We start from the raw sequence: 25259 nt of genomic DNA on the forward strand, positions 1-25259 counted from the left end.
CACGCCGGCGCCCGCGAGTGACTCGCGAACCTGTGACCCGCGCACAAAGATGGCCGTCGACCTGACCGAACGCATCGACCGCATCCTGCCGCAGACCCAGTGCGGCCAATGCGGTTTTGCCGGCTGCCGGCCCTATGCCGAGGCGATGGCCGCGCGCCAGGCCGATGTCGACCGTTGTCCGCCCGGCGGCGATGCCGGCGCACGCGCGCTGGCACGATTGCTCGGAGTGGACGCCAGGCCCTACGACCGCGCGCGCGGCGAGCACAAGCCGGCGCAGGTTGCGGTGGTCGTGGAAGCCGATTGCATCGGTTGCACCAAGTGCATCCAGGCCTGTCCGGTCGACGCGATCATCGGCGCGTCCAAGCACATGCACACGGTGATCGAACCGCTGTGCACCGGCTGCGAACTGTGCGTGCCGGCGTGCCCGGTCGACTGCATCGTGCTGCTGCCGCCGCTGCGGTAGGCGCGAGCCCAGCTGCAGTCAGGTTACTGCGCCGACAACTGCTGCTGGCTGCACGCCGAGCACACGCGCTCTACCGTGTAACCCTTGCCGCGCAGCATGCCGATCACGCCGTCGTCGCCGAGCAGGTGCATGGCGCCGACCACAACCAGCGTGTCGCCCTTCTTCACGCCGTCGAGCATGCCCTGGATCTGCGGCAACCAGGCCTGGTTGCGCTCGACGTTGACCATCCGATAGGTCTGCGGGGTCTTGTCGCGCATCTCCTCGCCGGTGAGCTTGTCGAGGCGGGCAACGTCGCCCTCGCGCCAGGCCGAATGGATGTCGTCGAGCTGCCCCGTCATTTCCTGCGGCTTGTCGAGGAACTCCTTCAACGAGGCAATCTGTTCGTCCATCGGCGATGCATCGAGAACCTGCAACTGGGTTTCGATGGTTTCCAGGGCCGCGGTCGGCTTGTTCGCCGCGGCGGCGCGCTGCATCAGGTACATGTCCAGGCCACGCGAAGGGCTGAAGCCGAGCTGCTGCGACACGCCCAGCATCAGCGAGAGGTTCACGAACCATGGCTCGTAACCGTCGAACTGCGCGATCGAAGCGCCGCTCTGGGCCAGGATCCGGTTGAACTTCTCCCGCATCGCCGCCGGCAGCACCTGGCTGAGCGTGCGACCGTCGCTGTAACCGGCGGCGATCAGGAATTTCTGCGCCATCGCCGGATCCTGCATCTGCTCGGGCGGGACTTCGAACACGACTTTGTCGGACGCGGCGAAGGCGCTGTCGATGTCGGGCGACAGCGGGTAGTCATCGTCCTTGAGCAGATGGAAGGAACCGAGCAGATACACCGCGTTGTCGCCGTCGGACACCTTCCACAGCAGCGGCAGCGGCGGCGCCTTGGCCACGGCGACCGGTGCGACCGGCGCGTTGGGCGCCTTCGCCGGCGTCGCGACCTTCTCCACGGCGAACGCCACCGAGGCCAGTCCGGCAGCGGCCAGCACGGTCAGGCAGAACATCTTCAGGCGACGCATCGGAACGGTGTCCTTCGGCTTTTGGGCGCGTGGTTGGGGGTGTCGGGAAAGTGCAGCGGGAAAGCTCAGGGTGTCGCGTGTGCGTAGGTCTTCTCGCCGGCATTGATGGCCAGGTCGAGCCGGTTTTCCGGCGGCGGCAGCGGACAGGTCGCGAACGCGGTGAACGCGCACGGCGGGTTGTACGCCTGGTTGAAATCCAGCACCACGCGCGCCTCGACGCCGGGCTTGGGCGCATCGAGGAAACGCCCGGCGGGGTAACTGCCATGGCCGCTGGTGCGATCGGCGAAGACCAGGAACAGGGTGTCATCGCCTTCGTCGAGCGCTTCGATGCGGTACTGCTTGCCGTCGCGTTCGAACTCGAACGCGCCCGGATTGGGCACCTCGTCGGTGGTGCCGATGATGCTGGCGATGGGCAGCGTCTTGCCGGCCGGGTGGGCGACAAAATGCGCCTGGACCTTCCAGTCGGTGCTCGCCGGCCAGTAGGTCAGGCCCTGGAAACCGGTACGGCTGGGGGCATCGGCGTGCTTGACGCGCAGAGCGTAGCGGTCGCCGCGCTTGATCACCGTGACCAGGCCCTTGCCTTCGTCGAAACCAATCACGCTCGGACCGGTCGGCGAATCGTCGGCGCGCAACTCGGCGGCGCCCTGCAGCGGCTGGCCGTCGAGGGTGAGCGCCAGGCCCTTCTCCGGCACGAAACGCAGGCGGCCGTTGTTGAGATCGATCATGCCCAGGTGCGGCGGCCCCACCGACAACTGGATGCCGTTGCCGGCAGACGCGCCGAAGTAGTGCGGGCCCGGATCGATCCAGTGCAGGCCGACGACGCTGGTCCAGCCGTCAGGCTTGGTCAGGTTGGCCACGCGCTGGCCGCGCCACAACTCCAGGTCGCGCGCGAACGCCACCTGCGTGGCCTGGTCCTGCGTCGCCTTGCCGGCATCTCCGGCGGGCTTGCTGCACGCGCTCGCCGCGACCAGGACGGCCACGATCAGCGCGCATCGGGTGCCACTCGCAATTACCGACATTCAGCGTCCTCGCAGGAACCAGCGATCGATTTCGGGAAGGGTGAAGCGCGCCCAGGTCGGGCGGCCATGGTTGCACTGCCCCGAGCGCTCGGTGGCTTCCATCTCGCGCAGCAGGGCGTTCATTTCCGGCAGCGACAGCCGGCGATTGGCGCGCACCGCGCCATGGCAGGCCATCGTCGCCAGCAGTTCGTCGCGGGCTGCGCCGACGCGGCGCGATTCGCCGTGTTCGCGCAGGTCGGCGAGGACGTCGCGCAGCAGCGCTTCGACATCGCCATGGGCGAGCAGCGCCGGCACGCTTCGAAGCGTCAGCGATTGCGGGCCGCTGCGGGTCACTTCGAAACCAAGCGCGGCCAGCGTCTCGCCCTCGCGTTCGGCGACCTCGGCCTCGCGCTCGGACACCGCCAGCGTCGCCGGCACCAGCAGCGGCTGCGTGCGCAACCCTTCGCCGTCGTGCGCGCTCTTGAGCTTCTCGTAACCGATGCGCTCGTGCGCGGCATGCATGTCGACGACGATGAGCCCTTCGGCCGTTTCGGCCAGCACGTAGATGCCGTGCAGCTGTGCGATGGCGTAGCCCAGCGGCGGCAAGGTCGCGTCGCCGCCTTGCGGCATCGGCATGGCCATCGGCGAGGCTGCGGCCATTGCCGGCTGCGGCGCGCCATAGAGCGCGGCATAGCCCGAGCGCGCCTCGGCGACCTGCATCGGCAGCGGCGACTGCTCCTGCCGCCACAACGCCTGCGGCGCAGACCCGTGCATGCCCGATGCGGAAAATGCGTTGGCGTCGCCCAAGCTTGAGGTTGCAACGCCCGCGGCGTCGGCCGCCGCGCCCGGGACCGTACCGGCGCGCGTGTGCGCCAGCGCACTTTGCAGCGTGCGATAGACGAAGTCGTGGATCAGGCGCGCATCGCGGAAGCGGACTTCGTGCTTGGCCGGATGCACGTTCACATCGACCCGGCGCGGGTCGAGTTCGAGGAACAGCACGTAGGCCGGCTGGCGCCCATGGAACAGGACGTCGGCGTAGGCCTGCTTGATCGCATGGGCGATGCTGCGGTCGCGCACGGCGCGGCCGTTGACGTAGAGGTACTGCTGGTCGCCGCTGGCGCGGTTGTAGGCCGGCTGTGCGATCCAGCCGTGCAGGCGCAGGCCCTGACCCGAGCCCTCGCTGTGCGCGCCACCGGAATGGTCCACGCGCAACGCGTTGCGTGCGAACTCCTCGCCGAGCGCCTCGTGCAGGCGCACTTCCGACAGCAGGTCACCCTCGCCCTTCCAGCGTCGCGACGGCTTGCCGTTGTGCGAGACGCGCAGCTCCACATCCGGGCGTGCCAGCGCCAGCTGCCGCAGCCACTCCTCGATGTGGCCAAGCTCGGTGCGTTCGGCCTTCAGGAATTTGCGTCGCGCCGGCACGTTGAAGAACAGGTCGCGCACCTCGACCGTGGTGCCCTGCGGGTGCGGCCTGGGCACGACCGCGCCGATGCGGCCACCTTCGACGTCCAGCGTCGCCGCGTGGTCGTTGCCGACACGGCGCGAGGTCAAGGCGAAACGGCTGACCGAGGCGATCGACGGCAATGCCTCACCGCGAAAGCCCAGCGTGGCGACGCCTTCAAGGTCGTCGAGCGAGGCGATCTTGCTGGTGGCGTGGCGCTGGATCGCCAGCGGCAGCTCGTCGGCGGCGATGCCGCCGCCATCGTCGCGGATGCGGATCAGGCGTACGCCGCCCTCTTCCAGGTCGATGTCGATGCGGCGCGCGCCTGCATCGAGGGCATTCTCGACCAGTTCCTTGACCACGGACGCCGGGCGCTCGATGACCTCGCCGGCCGCGATCTGGTTGATGAGGGTGTCGGGGAGTTGGCGGATCGTCACGGCCTGGGCGACGCAGTCCTGCGTCGTCGGAGGAAACGATGCAGATGATAGCCGACGCAGACCCCGTTCCGAGGGCGCGAGGCACTCTTCGCCCAAAGCCCGGCCCGCCCGGCCTTGCTGATGGCCCTACGGACTGCCGCCACCGGCTCCGACGTCGGAGGTCACATACGTCGCATCGGCGCGCGCGGCGTACATCGTGCCCGGCGGCGGCTGGCGGGTGAAATAGGTGTTGACCCCGTCGAGCACGGCGCGCGCGAGGTTGCGCTGGTGCGCCGGGTCGGTCAGCCGGCGCTCCTCATCCGGATTGGAGATGAAGGCGGTCTCCACCAGCATCGCCGGCATGTCGGAAGTCCGCAGCACGGCGAAGTTGGCGCGCTCGATATTGGGCTTGTGGTTGCTGCCAACGCGCTTGAGGCCGTCCAGGACGTGCCCGGCGGCGTCTTCCGACGCCTTCATGTGGCCGCTCTGGGTCAGGTCCAGCAGCACCGAGGCCAGGGTGTTGCTGGTCTGTTCCAGGCGCACGCCGCCGATCATGTCGGAGGCGTTTTCCTTGTCGGCCAGCCAGCGCGCACGCTGCGAGGACGCGCCCTTGAGCGATAGCACGTACACCGACGAGCCCTTGGCGGCGCGGTTCTCGGCGGCATCGGCGTGGATCGAGATGAACATGTCGGCCTTGGCCTGGCGCGCCAGCTGCGCGCGCCGCGGCAGCGGCACGAACACGTCGCTGTCCCGGACCAGGTACGACTTCAGGCCCGGCGTGGCATTGATCTGCCGCGCCAGCTCGCGGGCGATGGCCAGGGTGACGTCCTTTTCGCGCTTGCCCGACGGGCCGAGCGCGCCAGGGTCCTGGCCGCCGTGGCCGGCGTCGATGGCGATCACCAGCGGCCGCATGCCGCGGCCACGCATCACGTCCTTCATGGTCTTGACCGGCGCCTCTGCGGGCGCGGGCGGCGTTGCGGACGGGGTTGCGGACGGCGCAGCCGCAGCAGCAACCGTCGCGCCGGGCATCAGCGTCGGCTGGCCGGTGGCGATGCGGGTCGGCACGCCGGTGGCGACAGTGGTCGGCAGCGGCGCGGCGGACGAGGCGGCCGGAGCCGGCACCGGCGCCGAGGCGGCGGTCGATCCGGGAATCCTTGCAGCACTAGTGGCGGGCGCCGTCGCTGCCGTCGTGCCGCCGTGACCGGCGACGATGGCCGAGATCAGGCGCGTCGTGGCTTCCGACGACGCGGCACTGACCTCACCTGGCGAAGGCGTCTGCTGGGGCGTCGTGGCTGCGCTTGCCATCGCCGGCGTCGTTCCCGACGGCGTGGACGCGGGGCCCGCTACCGGCGGGGCGGCCGAGGGGGCCGGAGCCGGCACCTGCGCCAGTGGCGGCGCCGTCGGCGCGGCAACCGTGGCGATGCCTTCGATCGGCTCGGCGCCATCGCCCGGCCATTCCAGCACCAGGCGCGGACCGTTGGCGCCCTGCTCGATGCGCGGCTTGAGGACCGTCACCGGCTGCGACAGGTCGAACACGATGCGCGAAGTGCCGGGAGCCGGCTGGCCAGTGCGCACCGACTTGACCACGCCTGCGCTAGTGGGCAAGTGGAAATCGCGCGCCAGCGAGGAGGCGGGAAGATCCACGACCAGGCGGTCGGGTCCCTTGAGGCTGATGACCTTGAATTCGCCGGCGCCGTCGAGGGCGATCTCGGCTCGGGTGCCGGTGGCCCCGGCGCTCAGTTCCAAGCCTTTGATTTCACTGGCATGCGCCAGATTCCAGGCGAGGGCGGCGAGCAGCGCTAGGCCGAGCAGAAACTTCTGGACGGTGGCGGCCTTTACGCGCATGGCCGGTAGTCAACCACCGCGCCAATGAATTTGCAAGCACTTTTCCCTTACGAATCCATGACCTGCCGGACTTTCCTGCAAAACCGTTCAGGAGTCGGGCGCAACTCCCTGCCCTGGGGCCGGCCGGGCCGGCCCGGCCAGCCCGGCCAGTCGGCCGAGCCAGGCCTCACCGGCCGCCGTCCCCGCCAGCAGCCGGGCCCGTCGCCCGCCGCCCTGCATGGCCAAGTCCACGGTCAGGTCGGCCGCTGGCAGCGCTCCGACGCCGCGCTCGGGCCATTCGACCAGCCACAAGCGGACTTCCGCGCCATCGAGACCGAGGAATTCGAGTTCGCCCGCATCGGCGATGCGATACAGATCGAGATGCCACGCTTCGCCACCATCGGCGAGCGGATAGCGTTCGACAAGCGTGTACGTCGGACTGCGAATCGCACCGCGCACACCCAGTGCGCGCAGCAACGCGCGAGCGAGCGTTGATTTTCCTGCGCCCAGATCACCGTGCAGATGCACAACGGCATCGGCTGGGCGCGTGCGTGCAAGCTGCGCACCGAGTGCGTCGGTCGCTTCGGCATCGGCCAACCAGATTTCATTCATCGCTTCTGAACTCACATCAACGCTCCGGATTGACGAAGTGGCGAAGCCACGGCATCAGGTCGCTCGGCAACAGTCCACGTTCGCCGCCTTCGTGCGCGGCTGCATCACCCGCAGCAGCATGCAACAACGCACCCGCGCTCGCCGCTTCGAACGCAGCAAGCCCTTGCGCGCGCAGCGCGGCGATCACGCCACTGAGCACGTCGCCCATGCCGCCGACTGCCATGCCCGGATTTCCCGCCGCAATCAGGCGCGGTGTTTCGTGCGCGGCCGCGACAATGGTGCCTGCGCCCTTGAGCACGGCCACGCACGCATAGCGTTCGCACAGCGCCTTGGCGGCGGCGAAGCGATCACGCTGGACCTGCGCGGTGGTGATGCCCAGCAGGCGCGCGGCTTCACCCGGATGCGGCGTCAGCACCGCATCGGCCGGCAGCGCGAACGGATGCGTTGCCAGCAGGTTGAGGGCATCGGCGTCGAGCAGCAGCGGTTTCGCGCTGGCGACGGCGCGCTCGTACAAGCCGCGCCCCCACTCGTTCTGGCCGAGGCCCGGGCCCAGCGCAATCGAGCCGGCGCGGTCCAGTGCCGGCTGCAGCGACTGCGCATCGACGACCTCGTTCACCATCGCTTCGGGCAGCCGCGCCAGCAGCGCGGCGACATGCTGCGCGCGCGTTGCGACTTCCACCAGTCCGGCGCCGCTGCGCAATGCCGCCTGCGCGCACAGCACGATCGCGCCGCCGCTTCCAAGCTCGCCGCCGATGCACAGCACGCGACCGTTGCTGCCCTTGTGGCTGTCGCGCCGGCGCGGCGCCAGCCAATGCGCGAGCGCGACCGGCGTCAAGCGTTGCGCATGCACCGGGCAGCCATCGAACCAGTCGCGTGGAATGTCCAGATTCGCCAGCGACAGCACGCCGGCGTGATCGAGCGCCGCACCGGTGCGCAGGCCTGCCTTGCCGGCGATGAACTCGATCGTGCGCGTGGCAATGACGGCCGCGCCCATCACGCAACCGCGGTCGGCGTCGACGCCGCTGGCCACGTCGAGCGCCAGCACCGGTGCATGGTGCGCGTTGATCTGCGCGATCAGCGCCTGCGTGGCCTGGTCCGGTTCGCGCGAAAGGCCGATGCCGAACACCGCATCGACGATCACATCGGCCGGCGGCAGCGAGCCTTCGAACCGTTCGACCGCGCCGCCGACTGCGAAGTAGTCCTGGGCCGCGCGTCGCGCCAGCTCGCTGCGCGGTTCGTGCCCGGGCAGGTGCACCACCACGACCTGGCGCCCGGCCTGGCGTGCATGCCGCGCCAGCACGTAACCGTCGCCACCGTTGTTGCCCGGCCCACAGGCGACGAGCACCCGCTGTGCCTGCGGCCAGTGCGCCAGCAACTCGCGCCAGGCCGCCTGGCCGGCACGACTCATCAGCCCGAAGCCCTCGCCAAGCGCCTGCGCCGCGCGCGCCTCGACCACGCGCAGCGACGCGGCGTCGTAGAGCGAGTCGGCGGCGAACGCGTCTGAAAGCGGCACTGCGTCGTGTGGCATCACGGGATTCTATACTTGTGCATCGTGAACCCCCCTGCCTCCCAGCCGCCCGCCCCACCCGTCGCGACGCCCGACTACGCCGCGCTGGCCCAGCGCGTGCGCCTGCTGGCGCGCGAGTTCGGTTTCCAGCGCTGCGGCATCACCGACATCGAACTGGCCCAGGACGAAGCGCACCTTCGCGACTGGCTGGCGCAGGGCCTGTACGGCTCGATGGACTGGATGGCGCGCCACGGCGAGCTGCGCGCGCGTCCGGACGAACTGCATCCGGGTACCGTGCGGGTGATTTCGGTTGGCCTCGACTACGGCCGCGACAGCGACGAAGCCTGGGCCACGCTGGACGACAGCGAGCGCGCCTACGTCGCCCGCTATGCGCTGGGGCGCGACTACCACAAGCTGATGCGCCAGCGCCTGCAACGCCTGGCCGACCGCATCGCCGAGGAGGTCGGGCCGTTCGGCCACCGCGTCTTCGTCGACTCCGCGCCCGTGCTCGAGCGAGCGCTCGCCCGCAACGCCGGCCTGGGCTGGATCGGCAAGCACACCTGCCTGATCGACAAGGACGGTGGCTCGTTCTTCTTCCTCGGCGAGATCTACGTCGACCTGCCGCTGCCGATCGACCTGCCGGCGAGCGCGCACTGCGGCACTTGCCGCAAGTGCATCGACATCTGCCCGACCCAGGCGATCATCGCGCCGTACCGGCTGGATGCGCGCCGCTGCATCGCCTATCTGACGATCGAGCATGAAGGCGCGATTCCCGAGGAACTGCGCCCTCCGATCGGCAACCGCATCTTCGGCTGCGATGACTGCCAGTTGATCTGCCCCTGGAACAAGTTCGCCCAGCGCACCGACGAAGCCGATTTCCGCGCCCGCAACGATCTCGACAAGGCAACGCTGGTGCAGTTGTTTGCCTGGGACGAAGGCGAATTCCTGCAGCGCACCGAAGGCACCGCGATCCGCCGCAGCGGGCATGAGCGCTGGTTGCGCAATATCGCGGTGGCGCTGGGCAACGCGCGCACCAGCCCCGAAGTGATCGCGGCGCTGAAGGCGCGGCGCGACTCAGCCAGTCCGATGGTGCGCGAGCATATCGAGTGGGCGCTGCGGCGGCATCACGCCGCCTGAGAGTGTGTCGGCCCGATCACCCTTCGACTCCGCTCCTGCGGAGCTACGCTCAGGGCGAACGGGGATACGACCCACCGTTCGTACGGGGAACCCGTCATCACTACGCTCATGGCGAACGGGATACTTCTCACCGTTCGTCCTGAGCGTAGTTCTTACCGTTCGTCCTGAGCGTAGATACTTCTTACCGTTCGTCCTGAGCGTAGGCGCGCAGCGCCGAAGTCGAAGGACACTCAGCGCAGCTGCGCCAGCAATTCCCGCGTGACCGGATCATCCGCCCGCGCGTCTCCCGCCAGCGCCGGCAGCAAGCGGCTCGCGACCTGCTTGCCCAGCTCCACGCCGAACTGGTCGAAGGCGTTGATGCCCCAGATCACCGACTGCAGGTACACGCTGTGCTCGTACAGCGCCAGCAGCGCACCGAACGACTGCGGCGTCAGCGCATCGAGCAGGATCATCGTGCTGGGACGGCCACCGGCATAGGCGCGGTGCGGATCGTCGCTGGCCTGGCCGTTGGCGAAGGCTTCGGTCTGCGCCAGCAGGTTGGCCTGCAGCGCGCGGTGGTTGTCCGGATATGGCGCATCGGAATGGACCACGCCGATGAAGTCCGCAGGCACGATCGAGGTGCCCTGGTGCAGCGCCTGGAAAAAGCTGTGCTGGGTGTCGGTGCCGGCGCCGCCCCACCACACCGGCACGGTGTCGACGCTGACCGCCGAGCCGTCGGTGCGCACCGATTTGCCCAGGCTTTCCATCACCAATTGCTGGAGGTAATTGGACAGCAGCTTCAGGCGCTCGTCGTAGGCCAGCACGGCCTGGGTGGAATAGCCCAGGCCATTGCGGTTCCAGATCGCCGTGAGTGCGTGCCATGCCGCCAGGTTCTGCGGCAGCGGCGTGTTCAACACGTGCGCGTCCATCTGCGAGGCGCCATCGAGCATCGCCTCGAACGCGTCCATGCCGATCGCCAGCGCGATCGGGAAACCGACGGCGGACCACAGCGAATAACGACCGCCCACCCAGTCCCACATCGGCAGGATGCGTTCGGGCGGAATGGCAAACGCTTCGGCGGCGCGTTCGACGTTCGCCGAGACGGCGTACAGGCGCTCGGTGCCGCCGAGCCAGTCGCGCAGGATCGCGCCGTTGAGCAGCGTCTCCTGGGTACCGAAAGTCTTGGAGATCAGCACCGCGGCGGTGCGGCGCGGGTCCAGGCCAGCCAGCACGCGTTGCGCGGCATGGCCGTCGACGTTGGAAAGGAAGTGGACGCGCAAGCGCCCCGGCCTGGCGCCCCTGAGCGCATCGACCGCCAGGCGCGGACCAAGATCGGAACCGCCAATGCCGACGCTGACGATGTCGGTGACGTCGCTGGCTGCAAGCGAATCGACCAGCGCACGCATGCGGGCGCGCGCCTCCAGTGCCTGCACGTGCGCGGCGCGGGCCACCGGCGCCGACGAGACGTCGCCGCGCAGCGCGGTGTGCAGCACGCTGCGGCCTTCGGTCAGATTGATCTTCTCGCCGTCGAACAGGGCGCGCAGCTTCTGCCGCACGCCGGCCTGCTCGGCCAGTTCGAACAGCGACGCCAGGGCATCGCGGTCGTAGTGCTGGCGGGCGAAATTGGCGTAGACCGGACCGACGCGGACGACGAAGTCCTGCGCGCGCGCCGGATCGGCGGCGACGAGGTCCTTCAGCGGGGTCTGGATGACGCGCCCTGCCTGGGCGCGAAGGCGGCTCAGACGGGCATCGGCATCCATGGGCAGGTCAGGCTGCCTGTGCCGGCATCGAACGGTTGGTGTGCGTCAGCGCGTTGTGGCGGTCGACGTAGACCAGGGTCGGCTTGTACTTGGCCGCCTCGGCCTCGTCACAGACGCCGTAGGCGCAGATGATCACCAGGTCGCCGGGCTGCGCGCAGTGGGCGGCGGCACCGTTGACCGAGATCACGCCGCTGCCCTCTTCGCCGCGGATGGCGTAGGTGACGAAGCGCTGGCCGTTGTTGACGTTGTAGATGTGGATCTGCTCGTACTCGCGGATACCCGAGATGTCGAGCAGGCGCCCGTCGATCGCGCACGAACCTTCGTAGTGAAGCTCGGCGTGGGTCACGGTGGCGCGGTGGATCTTGGCCTTGAGTACGTTCAGTTGCATGTGTGTGGCTCCGGCCGCGGGCATGCGGACGCGTCAGGCCACAAGTCTAGCAGCGCATGGCGCAGTGCAACATCTCCTTGGCTTCGCGGGAATCGGGAATGTGGACCGGGAAACGGGAACGCTACGTTCCAGCAGCGGAGCCCCCAAAGAGCCCCCGCCGTTCATTCCCCACTCCCGTCTCACCAGTCCCGCTTCACCACTCCAGATTGTCGATCAGCCGCGTCCGGCCCAGCCGTGCTGCGATAAGGGCCACACGCGGGCCGTCCTCGCCGTCCGCCGGCTCGCTCAGGTCCGGGCGCCGCACCACGGCGTAGTCAGGGACGAAACCGTCCGCCTGCAGGCGCTGGCTGGCCTCGGCCTCGACGGTCGCACGCGGCGTGCCGGTGGCGACGGCATCGCGCATCGCCTGCAGGCAGCGATGGATCGCCGCCGCCTGCACGCGCTCTTCCGCCGACAGGTACTGGTTGCGCGAACTCATCGCCAGGCCGTTGTCCTCGCGGACGATGTCGGCGCCCACCAGTTCGATTGCGAACGCCAGGTCGCGGACCATGTAGCGGATCACCGCCAGCTGCTGATAGTCCTTGCGTCCGAACACGGCCACGTCCGGCTGGACCTGGTTGAACAGGCGCGCGACCACGGTGGCGACGCCATCGAAGTGTCCCGGGCGGAACGCGCCTTCCAGTGTCGTGGTGATGCCGGGCACCTGCACGCGCACGGTCGCCTGGGCGCCATAGGGGTACATCGTCTCTACCGTTGGCAACCACATCGCATCGCAACCTGCGGCGCCCAGGCCCAGCGCATCGGCCTCGGGCGTGCGCGGGTACTGGGCGAAATCCTCGTTCGGGCCGAACTGGGTCGGGTTGACGAAAACGCTGGCGACCACGCGGTCGGCGTGGCTGCGCGCCAGCCTGATCAGCGAGAAATGGCCTTCGTGCAGGTTGCCCATGGTCGGCACCAGGGCCACGCGCAGGCCGTCGCGGCGCCACTGCGCCACCCGCGCGCGCAGCGCGGCCAGCCCGGTGATGGTCTCGATCGTGGCCTTCTTGCGGAGGTTTGCGGAGTGCGCGCCAGCGGTAACAGGGGTGCGGCGGTCAGGCATAGGAGTGTTCAGCATCCGGGAAGCTGCCGTCGCGAACGGCCTGGGCGAATGATTGGACAGCGCCCGCTACCGAGCCGCCCTCGGCGAGGAAATCCTTGACGAAGCGCGGCCGGCGATGGCCGGAGTTCACGCCAAGCAGATCGTGCAGCACCAGCACCTGGCCATCGCATTGCGGGCCGGCGCCAATGCCGATGGTGGGAATGGACAGGTCGGCGGTGATCGCCGCGGCGACCGGCGTCGGCACGCACTCGAGCACCAGCAGGCTGGCGCCGGCTTCGGCCACGGCGCGCGCGTCGGCGCGCAGGCGCGCGGCGGCAGCCTCGTCGCGGCCCTGGACCTTGTAGCCGCCCAGGCGCAGCACCGATTGCGGGGTCAGGCCCAGGTGCGCGCAGACCGGGATCTCGCGCTCGACCAGGAAGCGGATGACGTCGAGCTTGTGCCCGGCGCCCTCCAGCTTGACCATCGCCGCGCCGGCCTGAAGGAACCGCATCGAGGCGTCGAGCGCGCGCTCGGGCGTGGCGTCGGCCTGGAACGGCAGGTCGGCGATCAGCAGCGCCTTTTCGAGGCCGCGGGCGACGCAGGCGGTGTGGTAGACGATGTCGTCCGTGGTCACCGGCAGCGTGCTGCCGTGGCCCTGCACGACCATGCCGAGCGAATCGCCGACCAGCACCAGGTCGACGCCGGCGGCGTCCATGGTGCGGGCGAAACCGGCGTCGTAGCAGGTCAGCATCACCAGCCGGCGGCCGTCGCGCTTGGCGTCGGCCAGGGCCGGCACGGTCCAGGGCTTGTTGTTGGGGGTTCCGCTGTACATGGCGTGGGGTACCAGTTGTCGCGCGGGTTATGGGTGCGGGCTGTAGCCGGCCAGGGGGCGGCTACAGGCGATCGCGGTCGGAATCCGCATACGTTACCGCCTCGACCTCTCCCGGTTCCATCTTCGCCAGCGCATCGCGCGCCGGGCCGACGCCGGGGATGACCGCATCGGCTGCGATTTCCAGCAGCGGCACCAGCGCAAAGGCGCGCTCGTGCAGGTGCGGGTGCGGGACGCGCAGGCCGGGCTCGTCAACCACGGCATCGCCGTACAGCAGCAGGTCCAGGTCGAGCGTGCGCGGGCCCCAGCGGTCGCTGCCGTCGGCCAGGCGGTTGCGCCCGGCCTCGCGCTCGATCGCGAGCAGCTCGGCCAGCAGCTGCTGCGGCGTGCGCGCGGTTTCCAGCATCGCCACGGCGTTGAGGAAATCCGGTTGCGCGGTCACGCCCCATGCCGGCGTGCGGTAGAGACGCGAGGCCTCCACCACGCGGGTGGCGTCGATCGTACCCAGCGCGACCAGGGCCGCGCGCAGGCACGCGGCGCTGTCGCCCAGGTTGCTGCCCAGGCCGACGAATGCGATCACGCTCATTGACTCATTGCCGGGCGTTCGAACCTGCCCGCCTCATTCGGCGCTGGCGGCAGGCTTGCGGCGACGGCGGCGACGCTTGCGCGGCGCTTCCTCGTCATCGGCCTGGGCGGCGCGTTCGGTTTCAAGCTCTGCGATTGCCACGGCGTCGCCCGGGTTCTCCTGCGCCTCGCGCCAGAAGGCGACGTCGTCGGCATGCTCGTCCGACGCGGTCAGGCGCAGGCCGAGGAAGTCGAACGCGGCGCGGAAACGCGGGTGCGCAAGGGTGCGGAACACGCGCTTGCGCTGGCGCATCGAGAAGCGCGACTGCAGCAGCCAGATCTCCTGCATCGGCAGCGAGAAGCGACGCGGCAACGCGATGGTCTCGAGCTGGTGCACGGTGACGCGGTCGGCCGCTCGGCGCTGCGCCTCGGCGGTGTGCACGCCCTGCGCCTGCAATGCCATCAGGGCGCGGCAATAGGCCGGCCACAAAAGCAGCGCGAACAGGAACGCGGGCGAGACCGGTTCGTCGGTGGCGACGCGCGCATCGGTGTTCTTCAGGCCTTCCAGCACCATCTTGCGCAACGCGCCGCTGCGGTTGGACTTCAGTGCGGCGGCGGTCTCCGGCAGCAGCGCCGGCAGCAGGCCGTGGCGCTCCAGGCCGAGGAAACTCTTCACCGCATTGCCCGACAGGAACATCTTCAGGCATTCCTCGAACAGTCGCGCCGGTGCGGACTCGCGCAGCAGCGGCGCCAGAACCGGAATCGGCGCGGCCGTGGCCGGTTCGATCTCGAAGTCGAGTTTGGCCGCCAGGCGCACCGCGCGCAGCATCCGCACAGGGTCTTCGCGATAGCGTGTCTCGGGGTCGCCGATCAGGCGCATCAGGCGGTTGCGCACGTCCTCGAAGCCACCGACGTAATCGCGCACCGAGAAGTCCTCGATGGCGTAGTACAGCGCGTTGGCGGTGAAGTCGCGGCGGACGGCGTCGTCCTCGATGGTGCCGTAGACGTTGTCGCGCAGCAGGCGCCCGCCTTCGTGCAGTTCGCGGTCGCCGCTGCCGTCATCGGTGTTGGCGCGGAACGTCGCCACTTCGATGATCTCGCGGCCGTAGACCACATGCGCCAGGCGGAAGCGTCGGCCAATCAGGCGGCAGTTGCGGAACAGGCCCTTGACCTCTTCCGGGGTCGCGTTGGTGGCAACGTCGAAATCCTTGGGGTGGCCGCCGATCAGAAGGTCGCGGACGGCGCCGCCGACGAGGTAGGCATCGAAGCCGCCTTCGCGCAGGCGATACAGCACGCGCAGGGCATTGGGGCTGATATCCCGGCGCGAGACGTTGTGCTGGTCGCGCGGAATGGTTTGCAGCCTGAGTTGGATTTGGTTGTCGGATTCCATCGAGCGGGCGTTGCCGCAGTCCATTTTAGGTGTGGGAGGCCATTGCCCGGGGCAGCGGCGCCGCATATACTAGCAAGCCGCGCTGCGTTGAGAGCCTGGCGTGGGGGTTACCGTTCCACAGCCCGCTTTACCTGCACCCTTCGTCTAGAGGCCTAGGACGGTGCCCTCTCAAGGCATCAACACGGGTTCGAATCCCGTAGGGTGTACCAATTCCGAAAGCCCGTGCAGCGATGCGCGGGCTTTTTCTTTGGGCGGCTTTGGGCGTTGGGCGGCGCTTTGAGCGGAGCTTCGGGCGGCGCTTTGGGCGGCGCTTTGGGCGGCGCTTTGGCTGGCGCTTTGGCTGTCGGAGAGGCGCCGTCCGCCGGGCCGGGGATTGCGCAGCCCCTTAGTCGGACATCCTTGTCCGATGCGGGGCGCGGGCCATCCATGGCCCGCTGCTGCGCAATCCCCGGCCCGGCGGACGACGCTTCGGCACTTCGTTGCCCGGTCTTCGTCGGGAGAAGGCCATGCGGTTGGGTTTGATCGGCCGGGCTACGGGCGGCGCGCTCGAATCGCTACAATGCACGATGCCCGTCTGGGGCCTTCATTTTCACGGAATCATCGCCATGCCCTTCGTCGTCACCGAGAACTGCATCAAGTGCAAGTACACCGACTGCGTCGAGGTGTGCCCGGTCGACTGCTTCCATGAGGGCCCGAACTTCCTGGTGATCGACCCGGACGAGTGCATCGACTGCACCCTGTGCGAGCCGGAATGCCCGATCAATGCGATCTATCCCGAGGACGATGTGCCGGCCGGCCAGGAGGCATTTGTCGCGCTCAACGCCGAGCTGGCCAAGGCCTGGCCGGTGATCACCACGCGCAAGGACGGCCTGGCCGATGCCAAGGACTGGGAAGGCAAGCCGGGGAAGCTGGATCTGCTGGAGCGCTGAGGCGGGGCGTTGCGGGAAACTGCGGGGCCGCAGGCTGCCGCCAGGACATGAAAAAACGGGCGCCAGTGGCGCCCGTTTTTTGTTGACGCCAAGCCTGACTCAGCGGCCGACCATGGCCGTGCGCAGGGTCTCGATCAGCTTCTTCGGGGCGTCGCCCGTGGCCGGCACGCCGCGCGGGTCGACTGCGGCGACATAGGCGCCGACATCGGCACCGGCCACGCGCACGAGGAAGTTGCTGCCTTCGTAGTTGACGTCGTAGACGCCCATGGCCTGGGCGCTGCTGGTGATGGTCACGCCTTCGACGGCGCCCAGCGCGGTACCGACCTTGGCGAACACGTCGTCGCGCGTGCCGGGTACGGTGAAACCCACGCCGGCGTTCTTGTTGCCCAGCGCCGTGGCAGGCGTCGGCACGTTGACGGCGGTGTCGGTGCGCGGCGCGTCGAGGTCCGGCGGCACTTCCAGCGGGCGCATTTCCGGCGCCTGCGCGTACAGGTCATTGCCCTTGCGGAACCAGCTGCAGCCGGAACCGGCGGCAACACCGACCAGCACCAGGGCGGCGACGGCGGCGCGGGACATCGAACGATTGGAAAGCATGTAAATCTCCTGCAGGGTCAGGCCGCGAGGGAATCGCGGCAGGCGTGTTCGAGTTCGCGGACGAGCGCATCGATCGTCGCGGTGGAGGCGGCATGGGTGGGCGAAAGCGGCAGCAGCGGAAGGCGCAAGCCGTGGCCGATGCCCTGGCGCTGCAGCAGCGCTTTCACGGGAATGGGATTGGGCTCGACACCGAGGAAGTCGTAGGCGGCGAGCATGCGCGCATCCAGTGCCTGGGCTTCGTCGTGGCGACCGCCACGGGCCAGGTCCGCGAGGCGACGGAATGCGCGCGGAAGCACGTTGGAGGCGACCGAGATCACGCCATCGGCGCCGGCCAGCATGGCGCGGCACGCGGTCGGGTCGTCGCCGCTGAGCACGGCGAAGCCTTCGCCCTTGAACGCAAGCAGTGCCGCCATGCGTTCCGGTTCGCTGCGCGCTTCCTTGATGCCGATGATGTTCGCGTGCGGCGCCAGCTCCGCCACCGTCTCCGGCAGCAGGTCGCCGCCGGTGCGGCCCGGCACGTTGTAGAGCACGAGCGGCAGTGCGTCGTCGCCGGCAATGGCGCGGTAGTGGGCGACCAGGCCGGCTTGGGTCGGACGCACGTACGGCGGCGTCACGACCAGCGCGGCGTCGGCGCCCAGCGCGGCGACGCGGCGGGTCAGCTCGATGGTTTTGGCGGTATTGGACAGGCCGGTACCGGCCAGGACCGGGATCGCGCCGGCGACGCGCTCGACCGCGCTGCGCAGCAATGCGTCGTATTCGGCGTCGAACAACGCCGCCGCCTCGCCGGTGGAACCGGCGACGACGATGCCCTGGGTGCCGCCCTCGAGCTGCTGGTCGAGCAATCGCTGCCAGGCGTCGAAGTCGATTTCGCCGGACGCGGTGAAAGGCGTCGCCAGCGCGGTGATGCTGCCGGAAAGTCGCAAGTTGGAAGTACTCGGTGCACGTGTTGCGTTGAACCCCGCACGCCATGTGCGGGCCCTGGATCAATGGCCTGGCCGCCATCCGGACCGCGTTCCAGCCATTGGCTGGTCTGGCCGATCGGATGCCCTGATCGGCCGGGATGATCGCACGGGATGTTACTTGCGGGCCGAAAGCGCGGGCAAGTATGCTGCCCGGCAACCACAGCCCGCTCACGGGCCGCCATTCAGTATCTGAGCACGTTGCTCCCCAAGCAGGCGCCGCCTTGACCGATTCCGCTGCCCGGCCGTCGCCGAACGAAAACCACCTCCTGATCAACGCCTACACGACGCATCCGGAGACGCCACTGTTGTCGGTGACTCGCCGGATCGCCGATTCCGGCTGCAACCTGGTCGATGCACGCCTGGCCACGGTCGGCCGCGACGTGTCGGTGACCGTGCTGGCCGTGGGTTCCTGGGACGCGGTGGCCAAGCTGGAGGCCATGCTGACCCGGCTGGAGCGCGAGGAAGGCCTCAAGCTGGTCTGGTACCGCACCGGCGCCAAGCAGGTGCAGTCCAACCTGCTGCCATACGTGGTCGAGGTCGTGGCCGCCGACAAGGCCGGAATCCTGTTCCAGCTGGCCGACTTCTTCGACCGCCAGGGCATCACCATCGAAAGCCTGCACAGCTCGCGCTACCGCGCCATGCAGACCGGCGCGGAGATGTTCTCGGCGCAGATCACGATAGGCGTGCCCTCCAGCATGCACATCGCGGCCCTGCGCGACGACTTCCTCGAGTTCTGCGACCACCTCAATCTCGACGCGATCATGGACCCGATGAAGTTCTAGGAATTCCGTGGTAGCGTCACGACAAAGCAGCATGGAACGAAAAGGCGAAATGCCCGACACCGGCGACAGGATTGCGAAAGACGTCTCCGAACTGCCCCTGGCGCTGTCCAGCGGCCAGACCGCGCATCTGAAGGACTTCGCCGGCCAGTGGCTGGTGCTGTACTTCTATCCGAAGGACAGCACGCCCGGCTGCACCACCGAAGGCATCGACTTCAACGCCCTGCTGCCCAGGTTCAAGAAGCTTGGCGCGACCGTGCTCGGTGTCTCCCGCGACTCGATCCGCTCGCACCAGAACTTCTGCGCGAAACAGGGGTTCAAGTTCGACCTGGTCAGCGACCCCGACGAAACCCTGTGCAACGCCTTCGGCGTGATCAAGCTCAAGAACATGTACGGGCGCAAGGTGCTGGGCATCGAGCGCAGCACGTTCCTGATTGATTTCACTGCCGACCCCAACGGCGTCATCGCCCAGTCATGGCGACCGGTGAAAGTTCCCGGCCATGCCCAAGCCGTCCTCGACGCACTCAAGGCTGCCGCAACGCAGTGACCCCCTCCGCCCTCCACCCACGCTGCCGTCCCGCCCCGCGGGCCACGGCAGCGTCGCCGTGTCCGACGTCTGCAACGCTTCACCGCTCCACGCCACATCGATCCACCCGGCCGTTCACCATGTTCAACCCGCATCGGAGCATTCGATGACCAGAAGCAAGCGGATCTACGTGCTCGACACCAATGTGCTCATGCACGACCCGACCGCGCTGTTCAAGTTCGAGGAACACGATGTCTTCCTGCCGATGCAGGTCATCGAGGAGCTCGACAACGCCAAAAAAGGCACCTCCGAAGCCAGTCGCAACGCCCGCCAGGTCAGCCGCTTCCTCAATGAGCTGATCCAGGCCGAAGGCACCGACAAGATCTCCTCCGGCATCACCCTCAGCCGTCCGCAGGGCCTGCAGCTGCGCGGCGAGCAGAGCATCGGCAAGCTGCGTTTCCAGACCCGCGACTTCGATTCGGGCAAGCGCTTCGGCGCGGTGATCCCGGACAACCACATCCTCGGCTCGATCCTGTCGCTGAAAGAGAGCGACCCCGGCGTGCCGGTGGTGTTCGTGTCCAAGGACATCAACCTGCGCATCAAGGCCTCGATCGCCGGGATCGTGTCGGAAGACTACGAGAACGACCGCGCCCTCGACGATTTCAGCCTGCTCTACACCGGCGCCACCGCGCTGCCGGAAGACTTCTGGCAGCGCTTCGGCAAGGACCTGCGCTCGTGGACCGAGAAGGGCCGCACCTTCTACGAGATCTCGCGCAACCGCGACAACCCCGAGGACGACAACTGGCATCCGAACCAGTTCCTGTACCTGCCCGGCGACGACGAGTCGCAGATGAAGGTCGCGCGCCTCACCGACAGCAAGGTCGTGCTGCAGATCGTCGACGACTTCCGTCACAGCCAGCATGCGGTGTGGGGCATCACCGCGCGCAACCGCGAGCAGAACTTCGCCCTCAATGCGCTGATGGACCCCGAGATCGACTTCGTCACCCTGCTCGGCACCGCCGGCACCGGCAAGACGCTGCTGGCACTGGCGGCGGGCCTGGCGCAGACGATGGACCAGCAGCGCTACCGCGAGATCATCATGACCCGCGCCACCGTCAGCGTCGGCGAGGACATCGGCTTCCTGCCCGGCACCGAAGAGGAAAAGATGACGCCGTGGATGGGCGCGCTGACCGACAACCTGGAAGTGCTGACCCACAACCAGGACGGCGGCAGCTGGGGCCGCGCGGCGACCAACGACCTGCTCGCCAGTCGCATCAAGATCCGCTCGATGAACTTCATGCGCGGCCGCACGTTCCTCAGCCGCTGGCTGATCCTCGACGAGGCGCAGAACCTCACGCCCAAGCAGATGAAGACGCTGATCACCCGTGCCGGCCCCGGCACCAAGATCGTCTGCCTGGGCAACGTCGAGCAGATCGACACGCCCTACCTCACCGAGACCACCTCCGGCCTGACCTACGCGGTGGATCGCTTCAAGAACTGGGACCACAGCGCGCACATCACCCTGCGTCGCGGCGAGCGGTCACGACTGGCGGACTACGCGTCGGAAGTGCTCTGACGGCATAGCGGAAGGCCCCCTCTCCCCTTGCGGGAGAGGGACAGGCCGCGAAGCGGCCAGGAGAGGGGGATCGCGTCGAACACATGCGGACAGGCACACTGTCGGCATGAACTCCGCTTCCCGCCCCCTCTGCGCCCTGACCATCGCCGGCTCCGATTCCGGCGGCGGCGCCGGCATCCAGGCCGACCTGAAGACCTTCGCTGCCCATCGCGTGCACGGGCTCAGCGCGATCGCCGCGCTGACCGCGCAGCACACGCGTGGCGTCACCGCGGTCGAGGTCCCCGACACCGGCTTCCTGCGCGCGCAGATCGATGCCTGCTTCGACGATTTCGCCATCGGCGCGGTCAAGCTCGGCATGCTCGCCAATGCCAGGGTGATCGACGCGGTGGCCGATGCACTCGAACACTACCGGCCCGCGCAGGTCGTCCTGGACCCGGTGATGGTGTCGACCTCCGGCGCGCGACTGCTGGAGACCAGCGCGCTGGACGCGCTGCGAACCCGGCTGATCCCGTTGGCCTCGCTGATCACGCCGAATCTGCCCGAGGCGGAACTGCTGCTCGGCCAACCAATCGACGACGTCGCGGCAATGCACGCGGCCATCGAGCAACTGCACCGCCTGGGCGCCCGCGCGGTGCTGCTCAAGGGCGGCCATCTGCCCGGCAATGGCGACGTGATCGACCTGTATTCCGGCGGTGATGGCGCGGTGCGCTCAATGGCCCATCCGCGCCTGCAACTGGAAGCGCACGGCACCGGCTGCACGCTGGCCTCGGCGGTCGCCGCCAACCTGTGCCTCGGGCACGACCTGGGCGAAAGCTGCGCCGCGGCGGCCGAGTACGTCCACCGGGCCCTGCTGCGTGGCTATCGCCCCGGCAACAGCGACATCCTCGTGCTCGACCATTTCGGTGCCGCCCGCCATGAATGAATCCATCGCCGCGCAACCGATCGAAATCGACGCCCGGGCCGAGGACGGCCATCGCTGGACGTTGCTGGCGCGAATTCCCGCCAACCCGCAGGCGAGCCTGCTGTGGCTGCCGGCATTGGGCGTGGCATCGAAGCACTACCTGCCCTTCGCCGAGGCGCTGGCGGCGCGCGGCGTGGCCGTGTTCCTGCACGAATGGCGCGGCGGCGGTTCCAGCAACCTGCGCGCCGGCCGCGACAGCGACTGGGGGTATCGCGAACTGCTGTGCGGCGATATTCCGACCAGCGAAGCGCTGGTTGCACAGCATGCGCCGGACGTCCCGCGCATCATCGGCGGCCACAGCCTCGGTGGGCAGCTGGCCTGCTGCCGGCTTGGCCTGTCGCCGGCGACCGCTCAGAAGTTATGGCTGGTCGCCAGCGGCGCGCCGTACTGGCGCGCGTTCCCGCTGCGGACGAAGTGGTTCCTGCCGTTCGTCTACCGCTTCCTGGCGTGGCTGGCCGATCGCAATGGCGCCCTGCCCGGTCGTCGCATCGGTTTCGGCGGCCAGGAAGCCCGCGGGCTGATACGCGACTGGAGCCTGACCGGCCTGAGCGGCCGTTATGCCGCGCGCTGGCTCGACTTCGACCTGGATGCGTTGATGGGCGCGGTGGAAGTCGACGTCCATGGCGTGGTGATGGACAGCGACTGGCTCGGACCGGAGTCGTCCTTGCGCTTCCTGCTGTCGAAGCTGCGGCACTCGCCTGCACAGGTCGACGTGCTCGATGCCACCACGCTGGGTGCGCCCGCGGACCACTACGCGTGGATGAAGCAGCCGCGGGTGGTGGTGGAGAAACTGCTGGGCTGATCGCGATTGTTTACGGCGAATTTACGCCCGTCCCCGGACGCGGAATAGAGGCTTTACGCCCCCGATACCAACAATGACGCCGTGGCCAAACGGGCCTCGTTCGTTCATTGGGTATCTGCAATGTCCTCCCATTTCATCCGCGCGCGCGAAGCTTCCGTGCCGTTGCTGTTCGCCGCCTGCGCGGGTATCGGCCTGCTTGCCCTTGGCAGCCAGGCCCACGCCGCGACGCTGTCCGGCAACGCCGCACTGACCAGCGACTACGTCTGGCGCGGCACCACCCAGACCCAGGGCGACCCGGCCGTCCAGGCCGGGTTCAAGCTGGCCAGCGATTCGGGCTTCTACGGTTCGGTGTGGGGCTCCAACGTCGAGTTCGCCCCCGACACCCACGCCAGCAGCGAGCTCGACTTCACCGTCGGCTGGGGCGGCGCCCTGTCAGGCAAGTGGGCCGTCGACGTCAACCTGCTGCGCTACCAGTACCCGGCAACCACCGTCGACCTCAACTGGACCGAACTCAACGGCACGCTGACCTACGACAACAACTACTGGCTGTCGCTGGGTTACTCGACCGAAGCACTCGGCGGCGAAGAGGACGGCCTTTACACGCAGCTCGGCGCCAGGTTCCCGGTCAACGACACATTCCGCCTCGAGGGCGCGCTCGGCTACTACTACCTCGACGGCTACAGCACCGCGGCCGACAGCTACCTGCACGGTCAGCTCAGCGCGGTGTGGGCGGTGAAAGCCCCGCTGGAGCTGCGCGTCACCGCGCACGCGACCGATTCCAACGCCGAAGACATTTTCGGCAAAGACCTCGCAGGCAACCGCATCGAAGCGGCCCTGCAGGCGTCCTTCTAAGGAGATACGACATGCCCGGCTGGCTTGCCCTTGTATGCGGTGTCGCGGTGATCGTCGCCTCGGCCTACCTGCTGTACGTGGTTCTTCGACCCGAAGATTTCTAAGGTATTGCCCGAGAGCACAACGATGAACGAGACACTTCTTGTACTGGTGCTGGCGATCGGCCTCGGCTGGCCGCTCGGACACTACCTCGCCCGCGTCATGCGCGGCGACCGCTGCTGGGTCGACCGCGTGGCCGGTCCCGTCGAACGCGTGATCTACAAGGCGCTGGGCACCAACCCCGAGCGCGGCATGAGTTGGCATGGCTACGCCAAGGCCTTTGCGATCAGCAACCTGGTCGTCGGCCTGGTGGTCTGGGTGCAGTTCATGACCCAGGCCTGGCTGCCGCTCAACCCCGACGACATCCCCAACATGCGCTGGGACACCGCGCTGCACACGATGGTGTCGTTCCTGACCAACACCAACCAGCAGCACTACTCCGGCCAGGCGCAGCTGAGTTACCTGTCGCAGATGGTCGGCATTGTCAGCCTGCAGGTGGCCACGCCGATGATGGGCCTGGCGATCGTGGTGGCGACGCTGCGCGGACTGTTCGGTGGTCGCCAGGCGCTTGCGCGCTTGCCTGGAAAGGACGTAATCGCCGGCGCTTCGGGCGATCAGGAAGGCGCTGACCGCGACCTTGGCAACTACTGGGTCGACGTCACCCGCGCGACGCTGCGCTTCATGCTGCCGCTGTGCCTGGTTTGGGCGATGCTGCTGACGTGGCAGGGCGTGCCTTCCACGCTGCAGGCTGGCCCGGACATCACGCCGGTCGATGCGAGCGTCGAGATGAAGCAGCAGAAGATCCCGGTCGGGCCGGTCGCGCCGATGGTCGCGATCAAGCAGCTGGGCACCAATGGCGGCGGCTGGTATGGCCCCAACAGCGCGGTGCCGCTGGAGAACCCGACGCCGTTGTCGAACCTGCTCGAGATGCTGGCGATCATCCTGATCCCGGTCGCGGTGACCTTCATGGTTGGCGCGCTGGTCGGACGTCGCCGCTTCACCGCGATGGTGTTCGGCAGCATGCTGCTGATGTCGGCTGCCTCCACGGGCCTTGCGATGTGGTCGGAGGCACATTCCACCACCGCTTCCGACATCGCCCTGATGGAAGGCAAGGAAATGCGCTTCGGCGCCGACACCTCGGCGCTGTGGGCGGCAGTGACCACGCAGACCAGCAACGGTTCGGTCAACGCGATGCACGACTCGCTGGCGCCGCTGACCGGCGGCGTGACCCTGGTCGACATGCTGATCAACGCGATCTGGGGCGGAATCGGCTGCGGCCTGCAGCAGTTCCTGGTGTACCTGATGCTGAGCGTGTTCCTCGCCGGCCTGATGACCGGGCGCACGCCGGAGTTGTTCGGTCGCAAGATCGAGGCGCCGGAAGTGCGACTGCTGGCGCTGCTGATCCTGCTGCAGCCGCTGGTGGTGCTCGGCTTCACCGCGGTGACCCTGGTGTTCCCGTCGATCACCGGCAATTCCAATCCGGGCTTCCACGGCATCAGCCAGGTGTTCTACGAGTACACCTCGGCGTTCGCCAACAACGGCTCGGGTTTCGAAGGACTCGGCGACGCCACGTACTGGTGGAACCTGAGCTGCGCGGTCGTGCTGGCCCTGGGCCGCTACCCGGCGCTGATCATCCCGCTCGCCGTCGCCGGCCTGCTCGCGAGGAAGCGCGTCGCACCGGAAAGCAGCGGCACGCTGCACGTGGAGACGCCGACCTTCGCCCTGACCCTGGTCGCGGTCATCGTGATCCTGACCGTCCTGCAATTCATGCCCGCCCTGGTGATGGGTCCCATCGCCGAGCACCTGACCCTTTACAGCGCTGCCCCGGCGGGCCCGTGAG

24 protein-coding genes, 1 tRNA gene and 1 pseudogene are annotated in these 25259 nt (G+C 68.4%); 12 read left to right on the forward strand and 14 right to left on the reverse strand.

Going from position 1 to position 25259, the window contains the following annotated elements; all coding sequences use genetic code 11:
- Positions 1 to 49 precede the first annotated feature (49 nt).
- Positions 50 to 463 (forward strand): Rnf electron transport complex subunit RnfB, encoded by a 414-nt coding sequence (rnfB, locus tag AB4Y64_RS02090; RefSeq protein WP_441814791.1) that lies wholly within the window; start codon positions 50 to 52, stop codon positions 461 to 463.
- A 23-nt stretch (positions 464 to 486) separates the two neighbouring features.
- Here the strand turns inward: rnfB and AB4Y64_RS02095 are convergent, their stop codons facing one another.
- The 6 genes from AB4Y64_RS02095 to AB4Y64_RS02120 form a co-directional block, all read right to left on the reverse strand.
- The gene (locus tag AB4Y64_RS02095; protein ID WP_441814792.1) at positions 487 to 1476 is read right to left on the reverse strand and encodes a TraB/GumN family protein; all 990 of its coding nucleotides are present in this window, start codon (positions 1474 to 1476) and stop codon (positions 487 to 489) included.
- A 65-nt stretch (positions 1477 to 1541) separates the two neighbouring features.
- Positions 1542 to 2495 carry a DUF1684 domain-containing protein gene (locus tag AB4Y64_RS02100; RefSeq protein ID WP_441814793.1) on the reverse strand — a complete coding sequence of 318 codons (954 nt, stop codon included), beginning with the start codon at positions 2493 to 2495 and terminating at the stop codon, positions 1542 to 1544.
- The gene (gene mutL / locus AB4Y64_RS02105) at positions 2496 to 4352 is read right to left on the reverse strand and encodes a DNA mismatch repair endonuclease MutL (RefSeq protein WP_441814794.1); all 1857 of its coding nucleotides are present in this window, start codon (positions 4350 to 4352) and stop codon (positions 2496 to 2498) included.
- Between the two features lie 126 nt (positions 4353 to 4478).
- Positions 4479 to 6176, reverse strand: a complete 1698-nt coding sequence (locus tag AB4Y64_RS02110; protein ID WP_441814795.1) for an N-acetylmuramoyl-L-alanine amidase — start codon at positions 6174 to 6176, stop codon at positions 4479 to 4481.
- Between the two features lie 87 nt (positions 6177 to 6263).
- Positions 6264 to 6767, reverse strand: a complete 504-nt coding sequence (gene tsaE / locus AB4Y64_RS02115; RefSeq protein WP_441815212.1) for a tRNA (adenosine(37)-N6)-threonylcarbamoyltransferase complex ATPase subunit type 1 TsaE — start codon at positions 6765 to 6767, stop codon at positions 6264 to 6266.
- Positions 6768 to 6783: 16 nt separating this feature from the next.
- Positions 6784 to 8295 (reverse strand): NAD(P)H-hydrate dehydratase, encoded by a 1512-nt coding sequence (locus tag AB4Y64_RS02120; RefSeq protein WP_441814796.1) that lies wholly within the window; start codon positions 8293 to 8295, stop codon positions 6784 to 6786.
- Between the two features lie 24 nt (positions 8296 to 8319).
- Here AB4Y64_RS02120 and queG point away from each other — a divergent pair, with 24 nt between their 5' ends.
- Positions 8320 to 9411 carry a tRNA epoxyqueuosine(34) reductase QueG gene (gene queG, locus AB4Y64_RS02125; RefSeq protein WP_441814797.1) on the forward strand — a complete coding sequence of 364 codons (1092 nt, stop codon included), beginning with the start codon at positions 8320 to 8322 and terminating at the stop codon, positions 9409 to 9411.
- A gap of 230 nt (positions 9412 to 9641) precedes the next feature.
- On the opposite strand, the gene pgi is transcribed toward queG, so the two are convergent.
- The 6 genes and pseudogenes from pgi to pcnB all read right to left on the reverse strand — a co-directional run.
- Positions 9642 to 11150, reverse strand: coding sequence for a glucose-6-phosphate isomerase (gene pgi, locus AB4Y64_RS02130; protein ID WP_441814798.1), 1509 nt, complete (start codon positions 11148 to 11150; stop codon positions 9642 to 9644).
- Between the two features lie 7 nt (positions 11151 to 11157).
- Complete coding sequence (gene panD / locus AB4Y64_RS02135; protein WP_158730628.1) at positions 11158 to 11538, reverse strand: aspartate 1-decarboxylase; 381 nt, start codon at positions 11536 to 11538, stop codon at positions 11158 to 11160.
- Positions 11539 to 11731: 193 nt separating this feature from the next.
- Positions 11732 to 12637 (reverse strand): pantoate--beta-alanine ligase, encoded by a 906-nt coding sequence (panC, locus tag AB4Y64_RS02140; RefSeq protein WP_441814799.1) that lies wholly within the window; start codon positions 12635 to 12637, stop codon positions 11732 to 11734.
- Positions 12630 to 13448, reverse strand: a complete 819-nt coding sequence (panB, locus tag AB4Y64_RS02145) for a 3-methyl-2-oxobutanoate hydroxymethyltransferase (RefSeq protein ID WP_441814800.1) — start codon at positions 13446 to 13448, stop codon at positions 12630 to 12632. The genes panC and panB overlap by 8 nt, the downstream gene beginning before the upstream one ends.
- A gap of 61 nt (positions 13449 to 13509) precedes the next feature.
- Positions 13510 to 14031: a 2-amino-4-hydroxy-6-hydroxymethyldihydropteridine diphosphokinase gene (gene folK / locus AB4Y64_RS02150; RefSeq protein ID WP_441814801.1), complete on the reverse strand. Its 522-nt coding sequence runs from the start codon at positions 14029 to 14031 to the stop codon at positions 13510 to 13512.
- 33 nt (positions 14032 to 14064) lie between these two features.
- Positions 14065 to 15369: pseudogene (pcnB, locus tag AB4Y64_RS02155) on the reverse strand (polynucleotide adenylyltransferase PcnB); the annotation flags it as partial.
- A gap of 163 nt (positions 15370 to 15532) precedes the next feature.
- Here pcnB and AB4Y64_RS02160 point away from each other — a divergent pair.
- Both AB4Y64_RS02160 and fdxA read left to right on the forward strand, forming a co-directional pair.
- A tRNA-Glu gene (locus AB4Y64_RS02160) sits at positions 15533 to 15608 on the forward strand.
- A gap of 396 nt (positions 15609 to 16004) precedes the next feature.
- The gene (fdxA, locus tag AB4Y64_RS02165) at positions 16005 to 16328 is read left to right on the forward strand and encodes a ferredoxin FdxA (protein ID WP_441814802.1); all 324 of its coding nucleotides are present in this window, start codon (positions 16005 to 16007) and stop codon (positions 16326 to 16328) included.
- 99 nt (positions 16329 to 16427) lie between these two features.
- Here the strand turns inward: fdxA and AB4Y64_RS02170 are convergent, their stop codons facing one another.
- The gene (locus AB4Y64_RS02170) at positions 16428 to 16922 is read right to left on the reverse strand and encodes a hypothetical protein (RefSeq protein WP_441814803.1); all 495 of its coding nucleotides are present in this window, start codon (positions 16920 to 16922) and stop codon (positions 16428 to 16430) included.
- 17 nt (positions 16923 to 16939) lie between these two features.
- Positions 16940 to 17845: a 4-hydroxy-tetrahydrodipicolinate synthase gene (dapA, locus tag AB4Y64_RS02175; RefSeq protein WP_441814804.1), complete on the reverse strand. Its 906-nt coding sequence runs from the start codon at positions 17843 to 17845 to the stop codon at positions 16940 to 16942.
- 260 nt (positions 17846 to 18105) lie between these two features.
- Here dapA and AB4Y64_RS02180 point away from each other — a divergent pair, with 260 nt between their 5' ends.
- From AB4Y64_RS02180 to kdpA, 8 genes are all read left to right on the forward strand, one after another.
- Positions 18106 to 18666 (forward strand): glycine cleavage system protein R, encoded by a 561-nt coding sequence (locus AB4Y64_RS02180; protein WP_158730621.1) that lies wholly within the window; start codon positions 18106 to 18108, stop codon positions 18664 to 18666.
- A 49-nt stretch (positions 18667 to 18715) separates the two neighbouring features.
- A complete protein-coding gene (locus AB4Y64_RS02185; RefSeq protein WP_441815213.1) occupies positions 18716 to 19210 on the forward strand; it encodes a peroxiredoxin in 495 nt (164 codons plus the stop codon).
- Between the two features lie 145 nt (positions 19211 to 19355).
- Complete coding sequence (locus AB4Y64_RS02190; RefSeq protein WP_441814805.1) at positions 19356 to 20765, forward strand: PhoH family protein; 1410 nt, start codon at positions 19356 to 19358, stop codon at positions 20763 to 20765.
- Positions 20766 to 20871: 106 nt separating this feature from the next.
- Positions 20872 to 21687 (forward strand): bifunctional hydroxymethylpyrimidine kinase/phosphomethylpyrimidine kinase, encoded by an 816-nt coding sequence (gene thiD, locus AB4Y64_RS02195; protein ID WP_441814806.1) that lies wholly within the window; start codon positions 20872 to 20874, stop codon positions 21685 to 21687.
- Entirely contained in the window at positions 21680 to 22528 is an 849-nt protein-coding gene (locus AB4Y64_RS02200; protein WP_441814807.1) for an alpha/beta hydrolase family protein, read from the forward strand. The genes thiD and AB4Y64_RS02200 overlap by 8 nt, the downstream gene beginning before the upstream one ends.
- 120 nt (positions 22529 to 22648) lie before the next feature.
- Positions 22649 to 23380 carry a TorF family putative porin gene (locus tag AB4Y64_RS02205; protein WP_441814808.1) on the forward strand — a complete coding sequence of 244 codons (732 nt, stop codon included), beginning with the start codon at positions 22649 to 22651 and terminating at the stop codon, positions 23378 to 23380.
- 11 nt (positions 23381 to 23391) lie between these two features.
- Positions 23392 to 23484 carry a potassium-transporting ATPase subunit F gene (locus AB4Y64_RS02210; protein WP_158732366.1) on the forward strand — a complete coding sequence of 31 codons (93 nt, stop codon included), beginning with the start codon at positions 23392 to 23394 and terminating at the stop codon, positions 23482 to 23484.
- Between the two features lie 22 nt (positions 23485 to 23506).
- Positions 23507 to 25258 (forward strand): potassium-transporting ATPase subunit KdpA, encoded by a 1752-nt coding sequence (gene kdpA / locus AB4Y64_RS02215; protein WP_441814809.1) that lies wholly within the window; start codon positions 23507 to 23509, stop codon positions 25256 to 25258.
- Position 25259 lies beyond the last annotated feature (1 nt).

It is taken from the genome of Lysobacter sp. TAF61 (assembly GCF_052113485.1).
In the GTDB taxonomy this organism is placed as follows: Bacteria; Pseudomonadota; Gammaproteobacteria; order Xanthomonadales; family Xanthomonadaceae; genus Lysobacter_J.

Excerpts from the sequence above, each read along its gene's own strand:
- rnfB (WP_441814791.1), top strand. The coding sequence starts at position 50 with ATGGCCGTCGACCTGACCGAACGCATCGACCGCATCCTGCCGCAGACC.
- AB4Y64_RS02095 (WP_441814792.1), bottom strand. The coding sequence starts at position 1,476 with ATGCGTCGCCTGAAGATGTTCTGCCTGACCGTGCTGGCCGCTGCCGGA.
- AB4Y64_RS02100 (WP_441814793.1), bottom strand. The coding sequence starts at position 2,495 with ATGTCGGTAATTGCGAGTGGCACCCGATGCGCGCTGATCGTGGCCGTC.
- AB4Y64_RS02110 (WP_441814795.1), bottom strand. The coding sequence starts at position 6,176 with ATGCGCGTAAAGGCCGCCACCGTCCAGAAGTTTCTGCTCGGCCTAGCG.
- tsaE (WP_441815212.1), bottom strand. The coding sequence starts at position 6,767 with ATGAATGAAATCTGGTTGGCCGATGCCGAAGCGACCGACGCACTCGGT.
- AB4Y64_RS02120 (WP_441814796.1), bottom strand. The coding sequence starts at position 8,295 with ATGCCACACGACGCAGTGCCGCTTTCAGACGCGTTCGCCGCCGACTCG.
- pgi (WP_441814798.1), bottom strand. The coding sequence starts at position 11,150 with ATGGATGCCGATGCCCGTCTGAGCCGCCTTCGCGCCCAGGCAGGGCGC.
- panD (WP_158730628.1), bottom strand. The coding sequence starts at position 11,538 with ATGCAACTGAACGTACTCAAGGCCAAGATCCACCGCGCCACCGTGACC.
- panC (WP_441814799.1), bottom strand. The coding sequence starts at position 12,637 with ATGCCTGACCGCCGCACCCCTGTTACCGCTGGCGCGCACTCCGCAAAC.
- panB (WP_441814800.1), bottom strand. The coding sequence starts at position 13,448 with ATGTACAGCGGAACCCCCAACAACAAGCCCTGGACCGTGCCGGCCCTG.
- folK (WP_441814801.1), bottom strand. The coding sequence starts at position 14,031 with ATGAGCGTGATCGCATTCGTCGGCCTGGGCAGCAACCTGGGCGACAGC.
- fdxA (WP_441814802.1), top strand. The coding sequence starts at position 16,005 with ATGCCCTTCGTCGTCACCGAGAACTGCATCAAGTGCAAGTACACCGAC.
- AB4Y64_RS02170 (WP_441814803.1), bottom strand. The coding sequence starts at position 16,922 with ATGCTTTCCAATCGTTCGATGTCCCGCGCCGCCGTCGCCGCCCTGGTG.
- AB4Y64_RS02185 (WP_441815213.1), top strand. The coding sequence starts at position 18,716 with ATGCCCGACACCGGCGACAGGATTGCGAAAGACGTCTCCGAACTGCCC.
- AB4Y64_RS02190 (WP_441814805.1), top strand. The coding sequence starts at position 19,356 with ATGACCAGAAGCAAGCGGATCTACGTGCTCGACACCAATGTGCTCATG.
- thiD (WP_441814806.1), top strand. The coding sequence starts at position 20,872 with ATGAACTCCGCTTCCCGCCCCCTCTGCGCCCTGACCATCGCCGGCTCC.
- AB4Y64_RS02200 (WP_441814807.1), top strand. The coding sequence starts at position 21,680 with ATGAATGAATCCATCGCCGCGCAACCGATCGAAATCGACGCCCGGGCC.
- AB4Y64_RS02205 (WP_441814808.1), top strand. The coding sequence starts at position 22,649 with ATGTCCTCCCATTTCATCCGCGCGCGCGAAGCTTCCGTGCCGTTGCTG.
- AB4Y64_RS02210 (WP_158732366.1), top strand. The coding sequence starts at position 23,392 with ATGCCCGGCTGGCTTGCCCTTGTATGCGGTGTCGCGGTGATCGTCGCC.
- kdpA (WP_441814809.1), top strand. The coding sequence starts at position 23,507 with ATGAACGAGACACTTCTTGTACTGGTGCTGGCGATCGGCCTCGGCTGG.